This window comes from Porphyromonas gulae (assembly GCF_000765945.1).
GTDB lineage: Bacteria > Bacteroidota > Bacteroidia > Bacteroidales > Porphyromonadaceae > Porphyromonas > Porphyromonas gulae.
In genome coordinates, this window is sequence record NZ_JRAT01000002.1 from 43138 (window position 1) to 60296 (window position 17159).

Genomic DNA, 17159 nt, shown 5'->3' on the forward strand with positions numbered 1-17159 from the left:
AGAGTAGAAAATAAAAAAGATGTATACTACTCTTGGAAATAAACTCTGCGGACACGAGGCGAGATACCTGTGAGCACCTCATAGGGGATAGTATTCATCTTACGGGCAACTTCTTCGATCGGGAGTTCTTCTCCGAAAATAATGACAGGGTCACCCTCTTCTGCCGGCACGCCGGTAACATCTATCATACATATATCCATACAGACATTCCCTACAATTGGACAGCGGTGACCGCGGACAAGTACTTCTCCTACTCCACAACTCAAACGCCTATCCAGACCATCGGCATAACCGATAGGTATAATGGCTATTCGAGATGGTTGCTGTACCCGTCCTCTACGTCCATATCCGACCGTATCGCCCGAAGAAATATCCTTGATTTGCAAAATTGTAGTCATCAGGGTGGCTACCGGTCTCAATCCTTGTACACCGGATGCCGTTACTCCATACAAGCCGATGCCAAGACGAATCATGTCGGCACGGTAGTCGGCAAAACGCTCTACCCCTGCCGTATTCAATACATGACGGAGAGGTATATAGCCTAATGAAGAAGAGAGAGAGGCGAAAACAGTATCGAAAGACAGCAGTTGAGATCGCGTGAAATCATCCAAATCAGGGTCATCGGCACCTGCAAGATGAGTAAATACAGAGCGAATGCTCAATCCGGCATCTTTAACAAGTATCTCACCGAGCTGTGTCATCTCAGACGGTAAAAAACCAAGCCGGTGCATCCCCGTGTCGATTTTGATATGAACAGGATAGCCCGTGAGACCGTTGCGTACGACAGCATCTGAAAAAGAAGCGAGAAGGGCAAAGCTATAAATCTCAGGCTCTAATCCATAGTCTATGAGTGTCTGAAAGGCATTTCTTTGGGGATTCATCACCACGATAGGCATATTGATACCCCTTTCCCTAAGCTCCTTACCTTCGTCCGCTACAGCGACGGCTATATAATCCACACGATGCTCCTGCAGCGTCTTGACAAGCTCGTAGGAGCCTACGCCGTAGCCCTGGGCTTTGACCATACAGATGGTTTTGGTGCCAGAAGGAACTAAATTGCGATAGAAATTAAGATTATGGGTGATGGCCGATAAGTTGATCCTTAGCGCAGTCTCGTGCACCTGCTGGACAAGCCGTTCCGTAATCTGTTCGAAACGATACTTGCGTGCACCTTTAAGCAGAATGCAACTGTTGGAAAGGTGTTCTATCTCACCGGATGCCAAGAATGTGGCAACGTCTTTGAAAAAAACGGCAGACATGCCGGCAAAACAAGTGCGATTCGAGGCTATTTCCTCTCCGATACCGACGAAAAAGTCAAGAGCATAGACTTGTAATTGTGCTGCTACATGCCTGTACAATTCTTCGGGAGGCATTCCGCTTTGCAAGATGTCGGACAGAATCAACACTTTCTTTAGGCTTGTTTCGGCAGTACGTCTTCGTTGGAAGTCCAAGGCCAGCGTGAGCGAATAGACATCATTGCTGTAAACATCATTGATGATCGTATTGCCATGGTCTCCGGCCTTAACTTCCATTCGCATTTCGACAGGCTCTAAACCTGCAAACCGCTTTCGTGCAGATAAGACCTCCGGACACAGTACAGAAATCAGTGTGATGCAATGGATCATATCTTCTATGGAAGCAGCATCTGTGAATGGCAACACAAGAGAGTAATCTTTGCCGAGACACCGAAAATCAATCTCGGTGCGATTATCTTTCGATTCCAATCTGCATATGTACAAATGAGCTTCGGGATTCGTCCGGCTCCATGACACCCCGGCTCTTGCCAAACCAGAAGAAGAGATAGCTGCTGCTATCTCTTCGCTGTCGCCGTTATAGACAATGGTATGACAATGGAGGAACAAGCGAAGCTTTTCCTCCAGTTTCGTTTTTATATCCGGGAAATTCTCCTGATGAGCACCTCCTATATTCGTAATGATACCGTACGAGGGGCGTATTATGCCCTCCAGACGTTCCATTTCCCCCATTTGCGATATGCCGGCCTCAAATATACCGAGAGTGTGTTCCTCTGTCATTTGCCATACGGAAAGAGGTACTCCTATCTGCGAGTTATAGCTTCGGGGCGAGCGGACAATGCGATAGTCCTTGCGTAATAACTGGTAAAGAAACTCTTTGACGATTGTCTTGCCATTGCTTCCGGTAATTCCTATCACAGGAATATCGAACATAGAACGCCTTAGCGCAGCTATCCGTTGTAGAGAGTCCAACGGATGCGCCACACGCATCCAATTTGCTTCCGGCATTTTCTCTGTCAAATCTTCGGAAAGATCCGAAATGACAAAATTCCTTACCCCCCTGTCATACAAGTCTCGGATATATAAATGGCCGTCGCCCGATGCGGTACGTATAGCAAAGAAGAGGGTGGTGGCAGGATCGGACAGTGTACGACTATCGGTAAGCAGGTATACGATCTCGTTGTCGCTGACGATTCTTGCCTCTCGAGGAGACAAGTGCCTGCATAATTCGGAGAAAAGGAACATGGTCATGAATATGCTATTAAATCGTACATTGGAATATCAGGATTCTATCCCATCCGCAATATCGTCTAATACTAAGTCCGGATACTTACGTAGCAATGCACTGATGAGTGTCTGTGTTTGTTCTTCAAACAGCATGGCATCAGGGCTATCCGGGTGTAACGGTCTGTGCGCCATACGACGTCGGAGTTTGAGACAGGCCTCCATAGCCTCACGGTGCTCCTTTCCCACAAAAAGATCGGTAAAGCGTTCACGTATGATCGAAACGGCCAAAGCAGATGGATGAGTCATATCGTCTGCATAATAGCGATAGTCACGCAGTTCGTCCATCATTATCTCATATGCAGGGAAATAATAAAGATGCTCCGGGAAATGCTCTGTCAAAGCCTTACAGAACAGGACGAGAGTGGCTTTGCTTTGCTGATTACCTACAGCTCCATCGCGAAGATGACGTACAGGGCTGACCGTAAGGATGATCTTACGCTCCGGATAAGAAGTTGTCAGTCGCTCCATGAGAGGAATCCATACAGCCAGTAAGTCATCGATACTGACCATATGCCTGCGGAAGAGCCGTTCGGGCAGTTTATGACAGTTGGCCACCACTTTATTGTCATGAATACTGTTGTAGACAAAAGCTGTCCCCCAAGTAAAGAAAAGCCTGTCCGAGCCAAGTAAAGCTTCGCGACCGGTGCGCAAGCGGTCATTGATGTGCTGCAAGGTTTCTCCTCTTTTCGCGTGAGAAAAGACTCCATGATGGTCGAAGCTGTGAAATAAGCCATCATATTCGAACAGTTCATCCGCCGCATAAGGTGTAGCATCGAGCAATCTGCCGATACACCTTCCTATGGATAGGGGATTGTACATGATTCCAAAAGGATTGATCTCTGCACGGAATCCGGCTTGACGCATATAAGAACCGACTTCCAAACTAAAGCAGGACCCGATGAAAAAGAGTCTGTTGGCGTAAGAGATTAACTTTTCGCTTATCACCGGATTGTCAACTGGGGTAGTTAGCTGTATCATCGACCTACAACCTTGTTTCTGCACAAAAGAACAAAAAAGAGAGCAATTAAAGCCGGATTGGTCGTAGGTTTCATTTTTCTAATGACCGATACCGGCTAAATGGGGTATGCTCCATCTTATATCGGTTTAGTTTATGGCACCAAAATTTTTGCGTTCGTTAGTCCTAAAAACATGGCGCGAAAACTTTTTTCTTTTGGTTCGGGAAGTAAAAAATTTATGCGCCAAAATGAAAAAAATCTCGCGCCACTTTCTCCCGAATCAGGGGCGAGAATCTGAACTTTTTTGGTGCGTATTGCCGAGCCGGCAGGTTTTGGGCACTGCGCTGCCTCAATAATAGGAATGTGCTGCTGTCTGGATGTCGGGGTCAGACTCTATCCGCCAAGCCATGTAGGCCGTACATCGAACTTGCATTAGACTATCAGGATCTTTGTCCCAAATTACCAGCCTCGTCCTTAGCTCCTTTTGTCCGAAAAAGAAAGGCTGCCGAAGTTTTACACTCGGACAGCCTCGCTTATTGAGATAACCCTATTCCGATTCATGTGCTATCAGCAGGTGAGAACGGAATAAGGAAAAGATGTTTAGAGGAATTTTTTCAACTCTTCTTTTTGTTCTTTGGTCAGCATTTTAATCTGATCCGCTACAGATGTAACAGCGATATTATCTTTAGCTATTCGGCAGTTGGCCAAGTAATTTTCATAGCGAGCGATCGCTGCATCAAGCTGAGCCATTCTTTCGGCAGGTTTTGTACTCTTAAAGTAAAAACCCATGGAAGCTTTTTGCTTCTTTTGTTCAGGCGTTTCAGCCCTTTTTCCACGCTTTTTTTCCATAGTCTATATTTCTAAATGAATTGTTCGCTATACAAAAGTAAATAAATTCTTTTAAAAAGAATAGTTTATTATTTAGATAGGCTTTATTTTTTGGACAATCACAGGGATAGCATTGGGATCATTATCCGATTTTTGAAGAACATTTTCAAAATCCTTCGGAATAGAATCCGTTTTTATCGATTCTAAGGAAGGGGGCTATAAAGACCAAAATACTTACTTTTGCCGGTAGAAATAATCCACCAATTCAAAAACGATAACGTATGAAAAAATTGTTATTCGCAGCCGTAGCGCTGCTTGCAGGTCTTACATCCTGTCAACAGAAAGGTTATACCATCACCGGTACAGTGGATAGTACGCTGAACCTGGATGGAAAGATGGTTTATATCCAGCTGTCTCAAGACAACAAACTGGATAGCACGACGATCCGGAACGGTGCATTTACATTCACCGGAGAGCATATCGACACAGCTAAATTGGCTTATATCGTGACGGCTTCTCCCGAACAGAACGTAGCTCCGATTATCTTCATCTTGGAGGATGGCAAAATATCGGCTAAAGTCGGAGAATTTGCAGCAAAGGGTACTCCGCTGAACGATAAGAACTTTGAGTATTCCGCTAAACTTAACGAGTTGGAAGATAATTTCAGGATGAAGATGGAAGAGATTCAAGCCGATACCCTTCGTCCGGCCGAGGAAACTCAGGCATTGCTCGAGAAAGAATACACAGCTATGTTAGGAGAGAAAAACAAAATCACAGCCGATCTGTACGAATCGCATACGAACGATGCTCTTGGAATACGTCTCTTCCAGAATATTCTCCGTGGTGAAAGCTCTAATTCCAATGCTATTGCAGAGGCACGTAAAAAAGCCGGCCCTATTGTTTTGGCACATCCGAACATCGTGCGTCTGCTTGCTATGATTGACAACTTGGCTGACACGCAGCCCGGCAAAATGGCTAAAAACTTCACCGGCACAGATGCCGAGGGCAACGAGGTGGAACTATTCAAATATGTGGGACAAGGCAACTATGCTGTGGTAGACTTCTGGGCCTCATGGTGCGGTCCTTGCCGTCGCGAGATCCCTTATATAGCTGAAGCTAATGCTAAGTTTGGAGCTAAAGGTCTGCAAGTAATCGGAGTGGTGGTTTGGGACAAAATGGAAGATCACCTCAAAGCCAAAGAAGCCCTCAACGTAGTTTGGCCTCAGATTTTCGACAGCAAGAATGTTGCAACGGATATGTATGGCATACAAGGGATTCCTCAAGTTATCCTGTTCGGTCCTGACGGCACCATTGTAGAGCGCGATCTTCGTGGCGAAAAGCTCATCGAAAAGTTGAGCGAAATCTATAAATAACATCGGGTATTTAGACTCGGAAGACCGAAACGATTTTAGGAGGAGGCCTTGCGCAGGCTTCCTCCTTTTATTTTTACTAAATAGCTTATTGCCTATATTTGGGGCGTTGAAAAAAAGCCTGCATAAAAAAGAAGAAGGGAAGAAATGAAGGCAAAAGAAAATGTAAGTCGGAAACAATGGCTATCCAACCGAATAGTCCATATCCTTACGATTTTATATATAAGCGGTACTGCTATACTGTTACAAGCCCAGCAGCCTATTGTCAATGATTTTGTTCAGTCCGGCGAGCGACTCGACTATACGGTCTACTATAAATGGGGGGCACTGATGCCTCGTGCCGGTGACGCTTCGCTTTCGTTCAAAAAGGCGGACAAAGGATATCGATCCCGTTTGCTTTTCAGGACGGCTCCTTTCTTCGATGCTATCTTTAGTATGAGGGATACTCTCGACTGTAATCTTGATCAAGACATGCGTATCATGAATGGTCAGAAACACGTAATGGAGGGAGGAGATTATACGATAGATCTCATTCATTTCTCTCGGCAAGAGGGACGCAATCGTATACATACCACACGATTCCGCAACGGAGAGGCAAGGATAGACACGATCGAATTTGTCGATCAAACTTCTCTTGATATGATAGGTGCCATACTTTACCTTCGATCGATTGACTGGTCGAGTGCTTCCAAAGAGATTATAAAGACAAAAATCTTTGCCGGCAAAAAGGGAATCGACTGTTTCTTTCAATACGAAGGGGCTGACGTACAGAAGACTAAACAAGGCATCAGCTACCGAACTCATCGGGTATCTATGCTTATAAATGAACCTGAAACATTCAAGAAGCCTCAAAAAGCTATTACCGTATGGTTCACGAACGATGCCAACAGAATACCGGTGCGTATCAGAATGGAGTTGAAAATCGGGGCTGCCGAAGTCTATCTGAAGTCAGCTGAGGGACTGCGCCACCCGCTATCCGCACGAGTCAAATAAGACTGTAGAAAAGAGATATAAACACAAAAGAGAAAATGGAATCGCAGCCTTATTTTTGTGGTGCGTCCATTTCAAATTATTTTGAGCGTATCTCTCTTATTACCCGTGTTTTTAACTATCTTTGCGACCGCAAATAAGGCGTCATTTCTGTTCGTCTTTCTTTTCAAACAATAACTATAACATAATAAGGTATTATCCATGGATCTCATTCAAGACGTTATTAAGCGTGCTCAAGAGAACAAGCAACGGATCGTTCTGCCCGAAGGGTTGGAACCTCGTACATTGGAAGCTGCCGACCGCCTCATGGCCGACAAAGTTGTAAACATCATTCTGATCGGCAATGTCGACAAGGTGAAAGCCAAAGTGACAGAACTCGGTTTGAAAAACTTGGACCAGGCTGTGATCATCGATCCCAATAACCACCCCAAGAAACAACAATACACAGATCTTCTGCTGCAAATCCGTCAAAAGAAAGGGCTGACTCCCGAAAAGGCGGCCGAACTCGTAGAAAACCCGCTTTATCTGGGTTGTCTCATCGTAAAGAGCGGAGATGCCGATGGACTGATTGCCGGCGCACAGAATACTACCGGCGATGTACTTCGTCCGGCCCTTCAAGTCATCAAGACAGCTCCGGGCATGAGTAGCGTGAGCGGTACTTTCTTACTCTTCACCAAGGCCAAAGAATATGGCAAAGACGGACTCTTGCTCGTGGCAGACTGTGCGGTTATCCCCAATCCGACATCGGACGAGCTGGCACAGATCGCTGTAGCTACAGCTCGCACGGCAAAGGCTATTGCTGACATTGAGCCCCGTGTAGCCATGTTGAGCTTCTCTACGAAAGGCAGTGCAAAGCATGAAATGACAGACAAGGTCGTAGAAGCTACTCGTAAAGCTCAAGAAATGGCACCTGATTTGATGATCGACGGCGAAATGCAAGCCGATGCCGCTTTGGTAGAAAGAGTGGCAATACTCAAAGCTCCCGGAAGCAATGTGGCAGGAAAGGCCAATGTACTTGTATTCCCGACGCTTGAAGTCGGCAACATCGCATACAAACTTGTAGAGCGTCTTGGACATGCAGAAGCCGTAGGGCCTATCCTGCAAGGAATGGCTGCTCCTGTAAACGATTTGAGTCGCGGCTGCTCGGTCGAGGATATATACAGGATGGTTGCCATCACGGCTAACCAAGCTATCGCAGCCAAAGAACAATAATAGAGAAAACTAACCCTATCAAACCCCTAAAAATCAACTAAACGATATGAAAGTATTGGTATTGAACTGTGGTAGTTCATCCGTCAAATATAAGCTACTCGAAATGCCCAAGGGCGACGTATTGGCTCAGGGCGGAGTAGAAAAATTGGGTCTTCCCGGCTCGTTTCTCAAACTAACCATGCCCAATGGCGAGAAGGTAGTGCTGGAGAAAGACATGCCCGAGCATACAATAGCCGTGGAGTTCATTCTCTCCGTACTCAAAGATGAGAAATATGGATGCATCAAGAGCTACGAAGAAATCGATGCTGTAGGCCACCGTCTCGTTCATGGAGGAGAGAAGTTCAGCAACAGTGTGGAGATCACACCGGAAGTAATTGCCAAAGTAGAGGAATGTATTCCCTTGGCTCCGCTTCACAATCCTGCTAACCTCAAAGGCGTGGTAGCCATCGAAAAGCTGCTCCCCGGTATCCGTCAGGTCGGTGTATTCGATACGGCTTTCTTCCAGACCATGCCCGAACATGTGTACCGATATGCCTTGCCATACGATATGTGCAACAAGCATGGTGTACGTCGCTATGGATTCCACGGCACCAGCCATCGCTATGTCAGTGCCCGTGCTTGTGAGATTTTGGGTCTGGACTACAACAAAACTCGTATTATTACGGCGCATATCGGCAATGGTGCTTCCATCGCTGCCATCAAAAATGGCAGGGCTCTGGATGTATCATTGGGGATGACACCCGTAGAAGGACTTATGATGGGTACCCGCAGTGGAGATGTCGACCCCGGTGTTCTTACTTTCTTGATGGAAGCAGAAGGTCTGGATGCTGCAGGAATCTCTGAACTGATCAATAAGAAGAGTGGTGTGCTCGGCGTAAGTGGCATTTCTTCGGACATGCGTGAGATCGAAGATGGTATTAAGAATGGCGACGAAAGAGCTATTCTGGCCATGACCATGTACGACTATCGGATCAAAAAATATGTGGGAGCTTATGCAGCTGCCATGGGTGGAGTCGATGTGCTTGTATTCACCGGTGGAGTGGGTGAAAATCAATATTCTACACGTGAGAAGGTTTGTTCCGATATGGAATTTATGGGTATTGTCTTCGACCCGAAGGTGAATGATGGTATGCGTGGAAAAGAAATGGTAATCAGCAAGCCAGAAAGTAAGGTAACCGTGATCGTGGTTCCCACCGACGAAGAATATATGATTGCCTCCGACACCATGACAATCCTCAGCAAATAAAAAGACCGATCTGACACTGAAATGGGGCATAACAGTTCGTTTCGAGAGCCTCAAACCCCAATATAGTAAAGGGCGTGCCAAGATGAAGAATTGGCACGCCCTCTTTATTCTTTGCCGGATCTGCTATCAAACAATGGGAGATCGGAGCAAAAGATCCGAACCAGCTGAGTATATGGATCCATCCGGTTTATGTATCAGCCCTTGTCCTTTATGTCTTCGAAGTCCACGTATTCTCCTTGGTCTTTGTCAAATCTTCGTTTTTCCAGTTCGTCGAGTTCGACTTTTTCACCCGGTGAAGGCGTTTTTGTGGTTTGCGTTCCTTGCCGTGAAGAGTTCTTCTTCTGATCGAAAAACATCTGACGAATGGCGAACATCTTCATCAGAAATCGGATTACCCAGTAGATAAAGAGGACAAGGAAGAAAGTGCCTATTAGTTCCATATTATGATCATGCTTTTTTTGTTATTGTGCCTATAGCAAGGCAATGAGAGAATACATGGCTTCTGGATCACTTCCGTTCGCGGTCGATACGCTTTGTTGCGATAGCCATCAGCAGATAAAGTACGATAGCGGGCGAAAATCCACCTATTCCCCAGACTGCTACGGACAGAGCCGAAGCAATGACCAGTATATATCGCCATTCATTGCCACGCCACGCCAGCGATCGAATCTTCAGCGCAAGCATGGGCAGCTCGCTTACCATCAGATAAGAAAAGAGGAAAACGAGCGCAAGCGTGAGCACAAGCAAGGGCAATCCCGTGATGATCGGACTGCTATCTAAAGAAAAGAGGTCTATGTATGCGATCCAAAAAAGAGCATTGGCCGGAACCGGCAGGCCGATAAAGGAGATAGTCTGACGCGTGTCGTTGTTGAATTTGGCCAAACGCAAGGCGGCAAATGCAGCCAAAAGGAATACGCCATAGGTGGCAAAGCGATACGAAGGCTCCACTACAGCCTCCAAAGCTTCATACAAACACATGGCAGGAGCCACGCCGAAGCTCACCACATCAGCCAATGAATCCAGATCCGCTCCAATCGATGACTTCGCATTGAGAATCCGGGCTGCCATCCCATCGAAGAAATCGAATCCGGCAGCCAAAATAATGAATCCGGCAGCAACAGTCTGATCGCGGTACTCGATCGCAGCTATTATAGCCACACAACCTGCCAGCAGATTGAGGCAAGTAATCACATTGGGAATATGTCGATGGATATTCATGCTACTCGGGCAGTCGGGCTATTAGCGTTTGATTGCCGACAGTCTTCTGGTCCATCTTAACCTCTACCTGAGAACCGAGGGGCAAGTAAACATCTACTCGTGAGCCAAACTTGATAAAACCCATATGGGCATCTACGGAGCATATATCCCCCACCTCTGCATAGGTAACGATACGGCGAGCCAAGGCCCCTGCAATCTGCCGCGCCAGTATGCGAGCCCCTCTTTCCGTTTTGATAACGATAGCCGAACGCTCGTTGTCGGTGCTGCTCTTAGGAAGGTAGGCTGCGATAAAATGACCGTTCTTGTGGGATACGTGCGTAACCTTGCCTTTGCAGGGGAACCAATTGGCATGAACGTTGAAAACCGACATAAAAATCGACACCTGAATACAGCGTTCATGGAGTATTTCATTTTCGGATACTTCTTCGATGGCTACAATCTTGCCATCGGCAGGTGCCACAACGGCACGATCGTCATTGGCAAAGGGGCTGTGTCTCTTAGGGCAACGAAAAAAGTTGATCGTAAGCAGATAGAGCGAAATGGCAACGATCGTTACCAAATAGGATACAAAAGAAGTCCCAAGGAAATAAAACAGGCTCAAGCATATCCCTGTGAAGAGGGTTGCCATGGATACTAAAAGGCCGGTACTTTCTTTATGAACCTTCATGTCGTTCTCATCATAGTTGAAATGAATCTTGTAGGATTGTACGCAGGAATGATACGCTTCTTCCGCGGTCTCCATTGATACAAAAGTAGCGTTTTTTCTCTTCTTCCAGAGCCGTTTGATTATGCTCCGTATTGAGAGAATGCTGAAAAATCTTTTAAGATTACAGCCCAGCACGACAGATTGAGAAATGGAAGATGTATTTTCCAATAGTAAATTTTATTTGAGGAATCGGCACTTTGTGAAAGTGCGGAAATATATGGTAAAAATGTCAACAAAATGATCACCTTTGCAATAAAGATGGGCTGTGTCAAAATTCTTTTTGGGTACAACCCACCCCTTTAGATGGGTAAGAATGTGTAAAGTACAAGCCGAATATCGCAAGCAACGCCGTAATTTGGACATTATGACACACCGTCAAAACAAAAACATCAGATCAAACGTGTAGGACACAAATCTATGGAAACAAGACAATCTCACACTCACACTTGCTGTTCGGAGCACCAACATGATGCTCATCACCATCAAGAGCATCATCACCACGGACACCATCATCATCTCCATCACCACCATGGCGGCAGTGGAAGCAATTTGCTTTTTGCTTTCGCCATGAATCTCTTCTTTGCTATTGTAGAATTGGTCGGTGGTATTTTCACCGGCAGTGTGGCCATCCTGTCGGATGCTTTGCACGATTTCGGCGATTCCATTTCCCTCGGTGTTGCCTGGCGACTACAGAAGCTGTCTGAAAAGGGGCGCGACACCTCATTCAGCTATGGATACAAACGTTTCTCCCTACTTGGAGCTTTGCTCATTTCGCTTATTCTTCTGGTAGGATCCGTTTTTGTCATTATCGCTGCCATCGAACGTCTTAGCGTACCGGGAGAACCCAAGGCGGGAGGAATGCTTGTGCTGGCCATATTCGGACTCGCTGTCAATGGTTTGGCCGCATTCAGGCTGAAAGGAAGCTCTTCGCTCAATGAGCGCGCCGTGATGCTGCACCTTATGGAGGATGTGCTCGGATGGGCGGCTGTCCTTGTAGTCAGTATCGTTATGCTCTTTGTCAATGCCCCGATCCTCGACCCGATACTTTCTCTATGTATCACAGCGTGGATTCTATACAATGTGTACGGCAATCTGCGCGAGACCTTCAAAGTCATGCTGCAAGGTGTGCCCGACGGGATAGACTTAGAAGGATTAAAAACGGACATACTCTCTCTGCCGCATATACGTAGCGTTCACGACATCCACCTGTGGACACTCGACGGAGAGTCGCACGTGATGACAATTCACGTTGTGTACTGCCCGGACGATTTCTCTTCGCCACAAGCTGTATTCGATATGAAAGAATCGGTACGGGAGAAGTGCACTGCCCATGGAATAAGGCATGCTACGATAGAATTGGATCCCGAGGGTTGCTCTTGCGGAATGGAGGGTTGCTAACTTTCGATTGCTCTCAAGACCCAGTGTCCCGTCAGCCGTATACCTTCTTCTGAGGGTCTGCGGCTGATGTCTTTTCGTTCGATCTCCGTTTGCATCCCGTATGCCTCTTGATCAGCTATCCATGCAGCGGCCGCCTCCAAGAGGTAGCATCCCATATCATACAAAGAGAGGGACGCTACAGGCATAATGTCTTCATCGCTTAGATGAGAGTAGAGCACGACCTCCAAATCGCCTTCGGGCTGCCCTCCCTCCACATCGTGAAAAAACAAAGAGAAGTCGATCCAAGGATCTCCCGATACGATCCACTCGCCTAAAAGAGATGATACGGCTTCGTACAAGGCATCGGCTTTTTCATCTGTGTAAAGCAAAGCCGGGTAGGTCCCTGCCATGCCTAACGCATTGAAGTACTCCGTCCACGGAAAGTATGTGACAAGACGACCTATGGAAAGGTTTTCGGCGTGGACATTATGCTCTCCGAAAACGATAGGCTCGTTGTCTTGCGTATCAGTCATCATTTAGCTTGGCATTAGTCGATATGTACAAGCTTTCTACAGCAAATACAGCGGAGACAGGCTCCGCAAAAGCGAGTCTTTCGGTTCGCCGGACTAAGAGCAAAAGAATAAGATGAGCAATTGTGCAGTCAGCACTCTCAAGAACATGGTCAGAGGATAGACCGTGGCGTAGCCTACGGCCGGGGCATCGTGGTTAGTCGTGTTGTTGGCGTATGCCAGTGCAGGAGGATCTGTAGTACTTCCGGCCAACATCCCCATCAGCGTAAGATAATTGATCTTATATCCTTTGCGAGCGATAAATCCGATAATGAGGAGAGGCAGGAGGGTGATTATAAAACCGTATCCGATCCATGTAAAACCACCTTTGTTTACTATCGTATCGACGAATCCCTCCCCGGCTCCCAATCCTACGCAAGCCAAGAATATGGTGATACCGATTTCTCTTAACATCAAATTGGCACTGGGTGTCGTATAAGTCACCAGCTTGTACCGATAACCGAACCGGCTCAACAGAATAGCTACTACCAATGGGCCACCGGCAAGTCCCAGCTTGACGGGCTGAGGAATACCGGGCAAAACGATCGGAAGCGAACCCAAAAGGATACCGAGACCGATGCCGATGAATATGGACATCAGGTTCGGTTCGTTGAGCCGCTTGACGGAATTGCCGATCAGGTCTTCCACCTTGGGCATCACCAACTCACTGCCCACTACAGTCAGACGATCGCCCACCTGTAGCGGAAGGGAAGCCAATGCTACCATCTCAACTCCGGCACGGTTTACCCGTGTCACATTCATGCCATGTAATTTGCGTAGCTGCAATGAACCGAGGGTCTTTCCATTCAACTCGGACTTCGTGACGATGAATCGGCGACTCACCAAATGCGACTCGGTAGGTATCCACTGCTTCCTGTCCATCTGTACCTCAGTCCCGATGAAGCTGCTGATCACCGCAGCATTTTGCGGATTGGTAATAACGAAAACCCTGTCGTTTTCATTTAGAACCGTATCCGAATGTGCCAGCGAAATACTGTTGGTGCGCGAATCCATCGTGCGCGAAATCACGTAGTCATGACCTTTGAGCAGTTGGCGTACTTCGGCCAGCGTTTTGGAGAAAACGGCCGGATTTTTCACAACCAGAGAGAGTGCGATAGCCTGATTTTCGTCGCCCTGCTCCAGATTGTCCATCTTTTCCTTTTCTTTTGCCACACTGATCTTGAAAATGGCACGTACGATCAGCATCGATGCGATGATCCCCACCACTCCCAACGGATAGGCTACGGCATATCCGAGTGTAATGGTCGGATCGCTCGTTCCTGTGAGATCGTGGAATGTTTGTTCGGCAGCTCCCAGACCCGGTGTATTCGTCACGGCTCCGGACAGAACGCCTACCATCGTAGACATGGGGATGCCTGTCACGAAGTGTAGAACCACGGTGGTCAGTACGCCCAGGAAAACTACACCCATGGCAAGCATATTCAGGGTAAGCCCCCCCTTACGAAGAGAGGAGAAAAAGCCCGGGCCTACTTGCATCCCCACCGAGTAAACGAATAGGATCAGTCCAAACTCTTTGAAGAAATGGTGTACATCGGGGTGCAGGTGCATACCGAAATGCCCTAAGACAATCCCTACAAAAAGAACGAAAGTAACACCCAGGGAGATTCCGAAGATCTTTATCTTTCCCAACCAAATCCCTAAGGCAATCGTAATGGATATGAGGAGGATAGAGTGCCCCACTCCTACGCCGAAAAGCAAGTCATTCAGCCATTGCATATTGATCGAAATAGCTTTTAGTTTTAGTTGATTACTGTGTGCTGTTATTTCTATGGGTTGAGACCGGCTCTACATCTTAGTGAGCTAAAGACGATACACCGGAAATTCAGCTAAGTGGTTTTATCATTTTATGCCCTGCCAATAGAGACGATGATTCCCATATTGAAAGCCCTACAAAAGTAACATTTAATTTAAGTCCTGACATGGGGGCAGAATAGATTCGTTCTTCCGAACCCTGATGATCCGCTCCAAGCACACGGCAATAAGTATGATAGGGGAGGGGGAGAAATGATAAGACCCTTAGGTCTGCCTTGTGTGGAGCTCATCCCACCAAGACAAGACCATAAGGGTCCGCTCACAATACACTCCAATTCCTGGCAAAAGAATCGGATCGTTTCCGCTGCGTCGGAAACAGAATTTTCCTCGGGGGATTGAAAGGGAAAGAAACGGATCCTTGTGGCAGTAAAGTCGGATTGACCACAAGAGCATTCTCTCCCGGCTTTTCCTCGAAGCCGCAGACAAAGACTTTGCAGGTCTTCTGGCTCACCCCATACTTCCGACTCCTTCCCATCCGCACAGAACGGACAGTGGATATAAATGCCGGAAGCTTAACAAGGTTTACAGCAGCGGGACTGCTCGGGATTTTCACCCGATTCCCTTTTAATCATTACCGCCGATCCTGTTAGGAAAAGGCAGCTCTGAACAAAGTCCGCACAAAGATAGAAAAAATATCCTTCGAGACAGTAATACGTCAGAAGAAGAGACAGGGCAATCGCATTTGAGCTGTTATCACACTTATAAACCTAACGATTGCTACGTCCGGTTATCAAAACAAGTACGCATTAATGTACTAGAGTCCCAAATTATAGAAGAAAGAGGCCAAGGATACCCTGTACAACTTCGGGCTAAGTGCCTCCACAGATTTCTTTTACAGGCCATTAGCTTCCAAGCTTATTCTCCAAGCGAGCTATGACAGAAACAAATCCTCTGTCATTCACCAAGAAACGACACTGCAGGTGCTGGCGGAGACATACGCTCTGAGTGGAAAGTTGCTCAGCCGGCCGTTCAAATGGATGGAACTGTCTCTCAATGGAGAGCTTTCGGCAAGACGGTGGAGGATTTCGGACAGGCCTATCAATCAGACCGACCGGATTTGGGGAGCTCAATTGGCTGTATTCCCCGGCAGTCAAATCGCAATCACGGCAGGGGCGAAATGGAACAAACGCCATATGATACAAGACGCTAAGACACGAGGCGACTTCTATTCCATGTCAATAAAAAAGACAAGCAAGCATTGGGTAGGGAAGGGACACTGAGCTTCATCTACTCAGATCCGGGTGAGTACCGGACTCTTTCGTTGACGGATGATGCAATGGCCACCTATTCGAAGTACAGTCTGAAAGCATACAGCCTTTCTCTTACGTTGCAGTATCGGTTTTAGTGCAAAACCACTTGAAGTAGGTCAAATATTTCGACATAATTGCTGATTTTCTGAGCTCTCCGAATTCTTAGATGTCGCGCGTGTTTTCCGGAGAAACACGCGCCGTAAGTTTCTCTTTTTGGCACGAGATATTTTTCGCTCTGGCGCGGGAATTTTTTGCTTCTCGCGCCAAAACGAAAACGTTTACGCGCCACGTTTTTAGAGGTGATAAGCCACAAATTTTAGGCGCGTAAACTAAAAGCGGATTATGATGAGATGATGTGTTCCCCTTATGTCGGGTTCACGTTGATGACGAGTGGGGGGGGTATGCCTGTCGCAGGTTGATCACCGTTTTCTGGCCGTTGCGATCTGTGAGTAGCGATAAGTCTTTCATGCGCGTTACATACATACGGTACTTCCCCAGTTTCTTATTCTGAAAATAGCCGGCATAGCCGAATAGACCTCCATTGCCGAATGTACGAATCGAGCTTTTGAGATCGTCTTTGACGATAGGCACTATTTCCACTTCCTTCTTGTCGAAGACTAATTGCCCCCATACTTGCTTGACGATTATTTGCTTCTCTGTCACCTCTGTATAGCGTGGAATAATAGCTATACTCCATCCTACAGCAGGAAGAATAATAACCCACAAGGCAACTGCCAAAGCCCACATGCCGTTGTACCAAGCCGGGACCAGAGCAATGGCTAACACTATAATAACGAGGACAGAGAGAATCCGCTGCCAGATACTGAGGGGATAGTATTGCCGTCCTGTTTCCATGAGAGTTTTATTTGAGGGATGATGGATTGCCTTTTTCCTTCATCGTTTTCGAGGACAAGGCACAATCGGATTTGGACGAGCAGCCGGAGCATCCACCGCCAGAGTCTTTTCGCTTCCAGAGACGTACCAAACGATAAACGATCAGGACGAGGACAAGGATACCCGTTATGGCTGTGAGGATATTCTGTATCATATCTTTGGGCTTATAC

Annotated in this window: 19 protein-coding genes and 1 riboswitch; of the genes, 8 read left to right on the forward strand and 11 right to left on the reverse strand. The window is 46.9% G+C overall.

Annotated elements, in window-relative coordinates:
* Positions 1–26: 26 nt before the first annotated feature.
* From HQ49_RS00455 to HQ49_RS12470, 3 genes are all read right to left on the reverse strand, one after another.
* On the reverse strand, positions 27–2498 hold the full coding sequence (locus tag HQ49_RS00455; RefSeq protein WP_039417953.1) for a bifunctional UDP-N-acetylmuramoyl-tripeptide:D-alanyl-D-alanine ligase/alanine racemase: 2472 nt from the start codon (positions 2496–2498) through the stop codon (positions 27–29).
* A gap of 36 nt (positions 2499–2534) precedes the next feature.
* Positions 2535–3518, reverse strand: a complete 984-nt coding sequence (locus tag HQ49_RS00460; RefSeq protein WP_039417817.1) for a GSCFA domain-containing protein — start codon at positions 3516–3518, stop codon at positions 2535–2537.
* 126 nt (positions 3519–3644) lie between these two features.
* Positions 3645–3743 carry a DUF1661 domain-containing protein gene (locus HQ49_RS12470; protein WP_235315017.1) on the reverse strand — a complete coding sequence of 33 codons (99 nt, stop codon included), beginning with the start codon at positions 3741–3743 and terminating at the stop codon, positions 3645–3647.
* A 1-nt stretch (position 3744) separates the two neighbouring features.
* On the opposite strand from HQ49_RS12470, the gene HQ49_RS11905 reads away from it, so the two are divergent.
* On the forward strand, positions 3745–3852 hold the full coding sequence (locus HQ49_RS11905; protein ID WP_230587224.1) for a hypothetical protein: 108 nt from the start codon (positions 3745–3747) through the stop codon (positions 3850–3852).
* A gap of 244 nt (positions 3853–4096) precedes the next feature.
* On the opposite strand, the gene HQ49_RS00465 is transcribed toward HQ49_RS11905, so the two are convergent.
* The gene (locus HQ49_RS00465) at positions 4097–4345 is read right to left on the reverse strand and encodes a hypothetical protein (protein ID WP_039417819.1); all 249 of its coding nucleotides are present in this window, start codon (positions 4343–4345) and stop codon (positions 4097–4099) included.
* Between the two features lie 260 nt (positions 4346–4605).
* Between HQ49_RS00465 and HQ49_RS00470 the strand changes: the two genes are divergently transcribed.
* The 4 genes from HQ49_RS00470 (at position 4606) to HQ49_RS00485 (ending at position 9142) form a co-directional block, all read left to right on the forward strand.
* Positions 4606–5697, forward strand: a complete 1092-nt coding sequence (locus HQ49_RS00470; RefSeq protein ID WP_039417820.1) for a TlpA disulfide reductase family protein — start codon at positions 4606–4608, stop codon at positions 5695–5697.
* A gap of 144 nt (positions 5698–5841) precedes the next feature.
* Entirely contained in the window at positions 5842–6687 is an 846-nt protein-coding gene (locus tag HQ49_RS00475; protein ID WP_018964890.1) for a DUF3108 domain-containing protein, read from the forward strand.
* A gap of 198 nt (positions 6688–6885) precedes the next feature.
* Positions 6886–7896, forward strand: a complete 1011-nt coding sequence (gene pta / locus HQ49_RS00480; RefSeq protein ID WP_018964889.1) for a phosphate acetyltransferase — start codon at positions 6886–6888, stop codon at positions 7894–7896.
* Positions 7897–7942: 46 nt separating this feature from the next.
* Positions 7943–9142, forward strand: a complete 1200-nt coding sequence (locus tag HQ49_RS00485) for an acetate kinase (protein WP_026292158.1) — start codon at positions 7943–7945, stop codon at positions 9140–9142.
* A 194-nt stretch (positions 9143–9336) separates the two neighbouring features.
* Here HQ49_RS00485 and HQ49_RS00490 read toward each other — a convergent pair whose 3' ends face one another.
* The 3 genes from HQ49_RS00490 to HQ49_RS00500 form a co-directional block, all read right to left on the reverse strand.
* Positions 9337–9582 carry a hypothetical protein gene (locus HQ49_RS00490; RefSeq protein ID WP_018964887.1) on the reverse strand — a complete coding sequence of 82 codons (246 nt, stop codon included), beginning with the start codon at positions 9580–9582 and terminating at the stop codon, positions 9337–9339.
* Positions 9583–9649: 67 nt separating this feature from the next.
* Positions 9650–10360: a CDP-alcohol phosphatidyltransferase family protein gene (locus tag HQ49_RS00495; protein WP_039417822.1), complete on the reverse strand. Its 711-nt coding sequence runs from the start codon at positions 10358–10360 to the stop codon at positions 9650–9652.
* 1 nt (position 10361) lies between these two features.
* Entirely contained in the window at positions 10362–11027 is a 666-nt protein-coding gene (locus HQ49_RS00500; RefSeq protein ID WP_039417954.1) for a phosphatidylserine decarboxylase family protein, read from the reverse strand.
* A gap of 456 nt (positions 11028–11483) precedes the next feature.
* Between HQ49_RS00500 and HQ49_RS00505 the strand changes: the two genes are divergently transcribed.
* On the forward strand, positions 11484–12464 hold the full coding sequence (locus tag HQ49_RS00505; RefSeq protein WP_039417823.1) for a cation diffusion facilitator family transporter: 981 nt from the start codon (positions 11484–11486) through the stop codon (positions 12462–12464).
* On the opposite strand, the gene HQ49_RS00510 is transcribed toward HQ49_RS00505, so the two are convergent.
* Positions 12461–12979, reverse strand: a complete 519-nt coding sequence (locus HQ49_RS00510) for a hypothetical protein (protein ID WP_039417824.1) — start codon at positions 12977–12979, stop codon at positions 12461–12463. The two genes, HQ49_RS00505 and HQ49_RS00510, sit on opposite strands and share 4 nt — an antisense overlap.
* A 90-nt stretch (positions 12980–13069) precedes the next feature.
* Positions 13070–14749, reverse strand: coding sequence for a putative transporter (locus tag HQ49_RS00515; protein ID WP_039417825.1), 1680 nt, complete (start codon positions 14747–14749; stop codon positions 13070–13072).
* A 511-nt stretch (positions 14750–15260) separates the two neighbouring features.
* A riboswitch (cobalamin riboswitch) is annotated at positions 15261–15472 on the reverse strand.
* A gap of 293 nt (positions 15473–15765) precedes the next feature.
* On the opposite strand from HQ49_RS00515, the gene HQ49_RS00525 reads away from it, so the two are divergent.
* Both HQ49_RS00525 and HQ49_RS11055 read left to right on the forward strand, forming a co-directional pair.
* A complete protein-coding gene (locus HQ49_RS00525; RefSeq protein ID WP_018964879.1) occupies positions 15766–16065 on the forward strand; it encodes a hypothetical protein in 300 nt (99 codons plus the stop codon).
* Between the two features lie 196 nt (positions 16066–16261).
* A complete protein-coding gene (locus tag HQ49_RS11055) occupies positions 16262–16423 on the forward strand; it encodes a DUF1661 domain-containing protein (protein ID WP_152567108.1) in 162 nt (53 codons plus the stop codon).
* A gap of 47 nt (positions 16424–16470) precedes the next feature.
* On the opposite strand, the gene HQ49_RS00530 is transcribed toward HQ49_RS11055, so the two are convergent.
* Both HQ49_RS00530 and HQ49_RS00535 read right to left on the reverse strand, forming a co-directional pair.
* Positions 16471–16950, reverse strand: a complete 480-nt coding sequence (locus tag HQ49_RS00530) for a PH domain-containing protein (protein ID WP_039417826.1) — start codon at positions 16948–16950, stop codon at positions 16471–16473.
* Positions 16951–16957: 7 nt separating this feature from the next.
* The gene (locus HQ49_RS00535) at positions 16958–17143 is read right to left on the reverse strand and encodes a FeoB-associated Cys-rich membrane protein (protein ID WP_018964877.1); all 186 of its coding nucleotides are present in this window, start codon (positions 17141–17143) and stop codon (positions 16958–16960) included.
* Between the last annotated feature and the right edge of the window lie 16 nt (positions 17144–17159).

Excerpts from the sequence above, each read along its gene's own strand:
- HQ49_RS00455 (WP_039417953.1), bottom strand. The coding sequence starts at position 2,498 with ATGTTCCTTTTCTCCGAATTATGCAGGCACTTGTCTCCTCGAGAGGCA.
- HQ49_RS00460 (WP_039417817.1), bottom strand. The coding sequence starts at position 3,518 with ATGATACAGCTAACTACCCCAGTTGACAATCCGGTGATAAGCGAAAAG.
- HQ49_RS11905 (WP_230587224.1), top strand. The coding sequence starts at position 3,745 with ATGAAAAAAATCTCGCGCCACTTTCTCCCGAATCAGGGGCGAGAATCT.
- HQ49_RS00465 (WP_039417819.1), bottom strand. The coding sequence starts at position 4,345 with ATGGAAAAAAAGCGTGGAAAAAGGGCTGAAACGCCTGAACAAAAGAAG.
- HQ49_RS00470 (WP_039417820.1), top strand. The coding sequence starts at position 4,606 with ATGAAAAAATTGTTATTCGCAGCCGTAGCGCTGCTTGCAGGTCTTACA.
- HQ49_RS00475 (WP_018964890.1), top strand. The coding sequence starts at position 5,842 with ATGAAGGCAAAAGAAAATGTAAGTCGGAAACAATGGCTATCCAACCGA.
- pta (WP_018964889.1), top strand. The coding sequence starts at position 6,886 with ATGGATCTCATTCAAGACGTTATTAAGCGTGCTCAAGAGAACAAGCAA.
- HQ49_RS00485 (WP_026292158.1), top strand. The coding sequence starts at position 7,943 with ATGAAAGTATTGGTATTGAACTGTGGTAGTTCATCCGTCAAATATAAG.
- HQ49_RS00490 (WP_018964887.1), bottom strand. The coding sequence starts at position 9,582 with ATGGAACTAATAGGCACTTTCTTCCTTGTCCTCTTTATCTACTGGGTA.
- HQ49_RS00495 (WP_039417822.1), bottom strand. The coding sequence starts at position 10,360 with ATGAATATCCATCGACATATTCCCAATGTGATTACTTGCCTCAATCTG.
- HQ49_RS00500 (WP_039417954.1), bottom strand. The coding sequence starts at position 11,027 with ATGAAGGTTCATAAAGAAAGTACCGGCCTTTTAGTATCCATGGCAACC.
- HQ49_RS00505 (WP_039417823.1), top strand. The coding sequence starts at position 11,484 with ATGGAAACAAGACAATCTCACACTCACACTTGCTGTTCGGAGCACCAA.
- HQ49_RS00510 (WP_039417824.1), bottom strand. The coding sequence starts at position 12,979 with ATGATGACTGATACGCAAGACAACGAGCCTATCGTTTTCGGAGAGCAT.
- HQ49_RS00515 (WP_039417825.1), bottom strand. The coding sequence starts at position 14,749 with ATGCAATGGCTGAATGACTTGCTTTTCGGCGTAGGAGTGGGGCACTCT.
- HQ49_RS11055 (WP_152567108.1), top strand. The coding sequence starts at position 16,262 with ATGTCGCGCGTGTTTTCCGGAGAAACACGCGCCGTAAGTTTCTCTTTT.
- HQ49_RS00530 (WP_039417826.1), bottom strand. The coding sequence starts at position 16,950 with ATGGAAACAGGACGGCAATACTATCCCCTCAGTATCTGGCAGCGGATT.
- HQ49_RS00535 (WP_018964877.1), bottom strand. The coding sequence starts at position 17,143 with ATGATACAGAATATCCTCACAGCCATAACGGGTATCCTTGTCCTCGTC.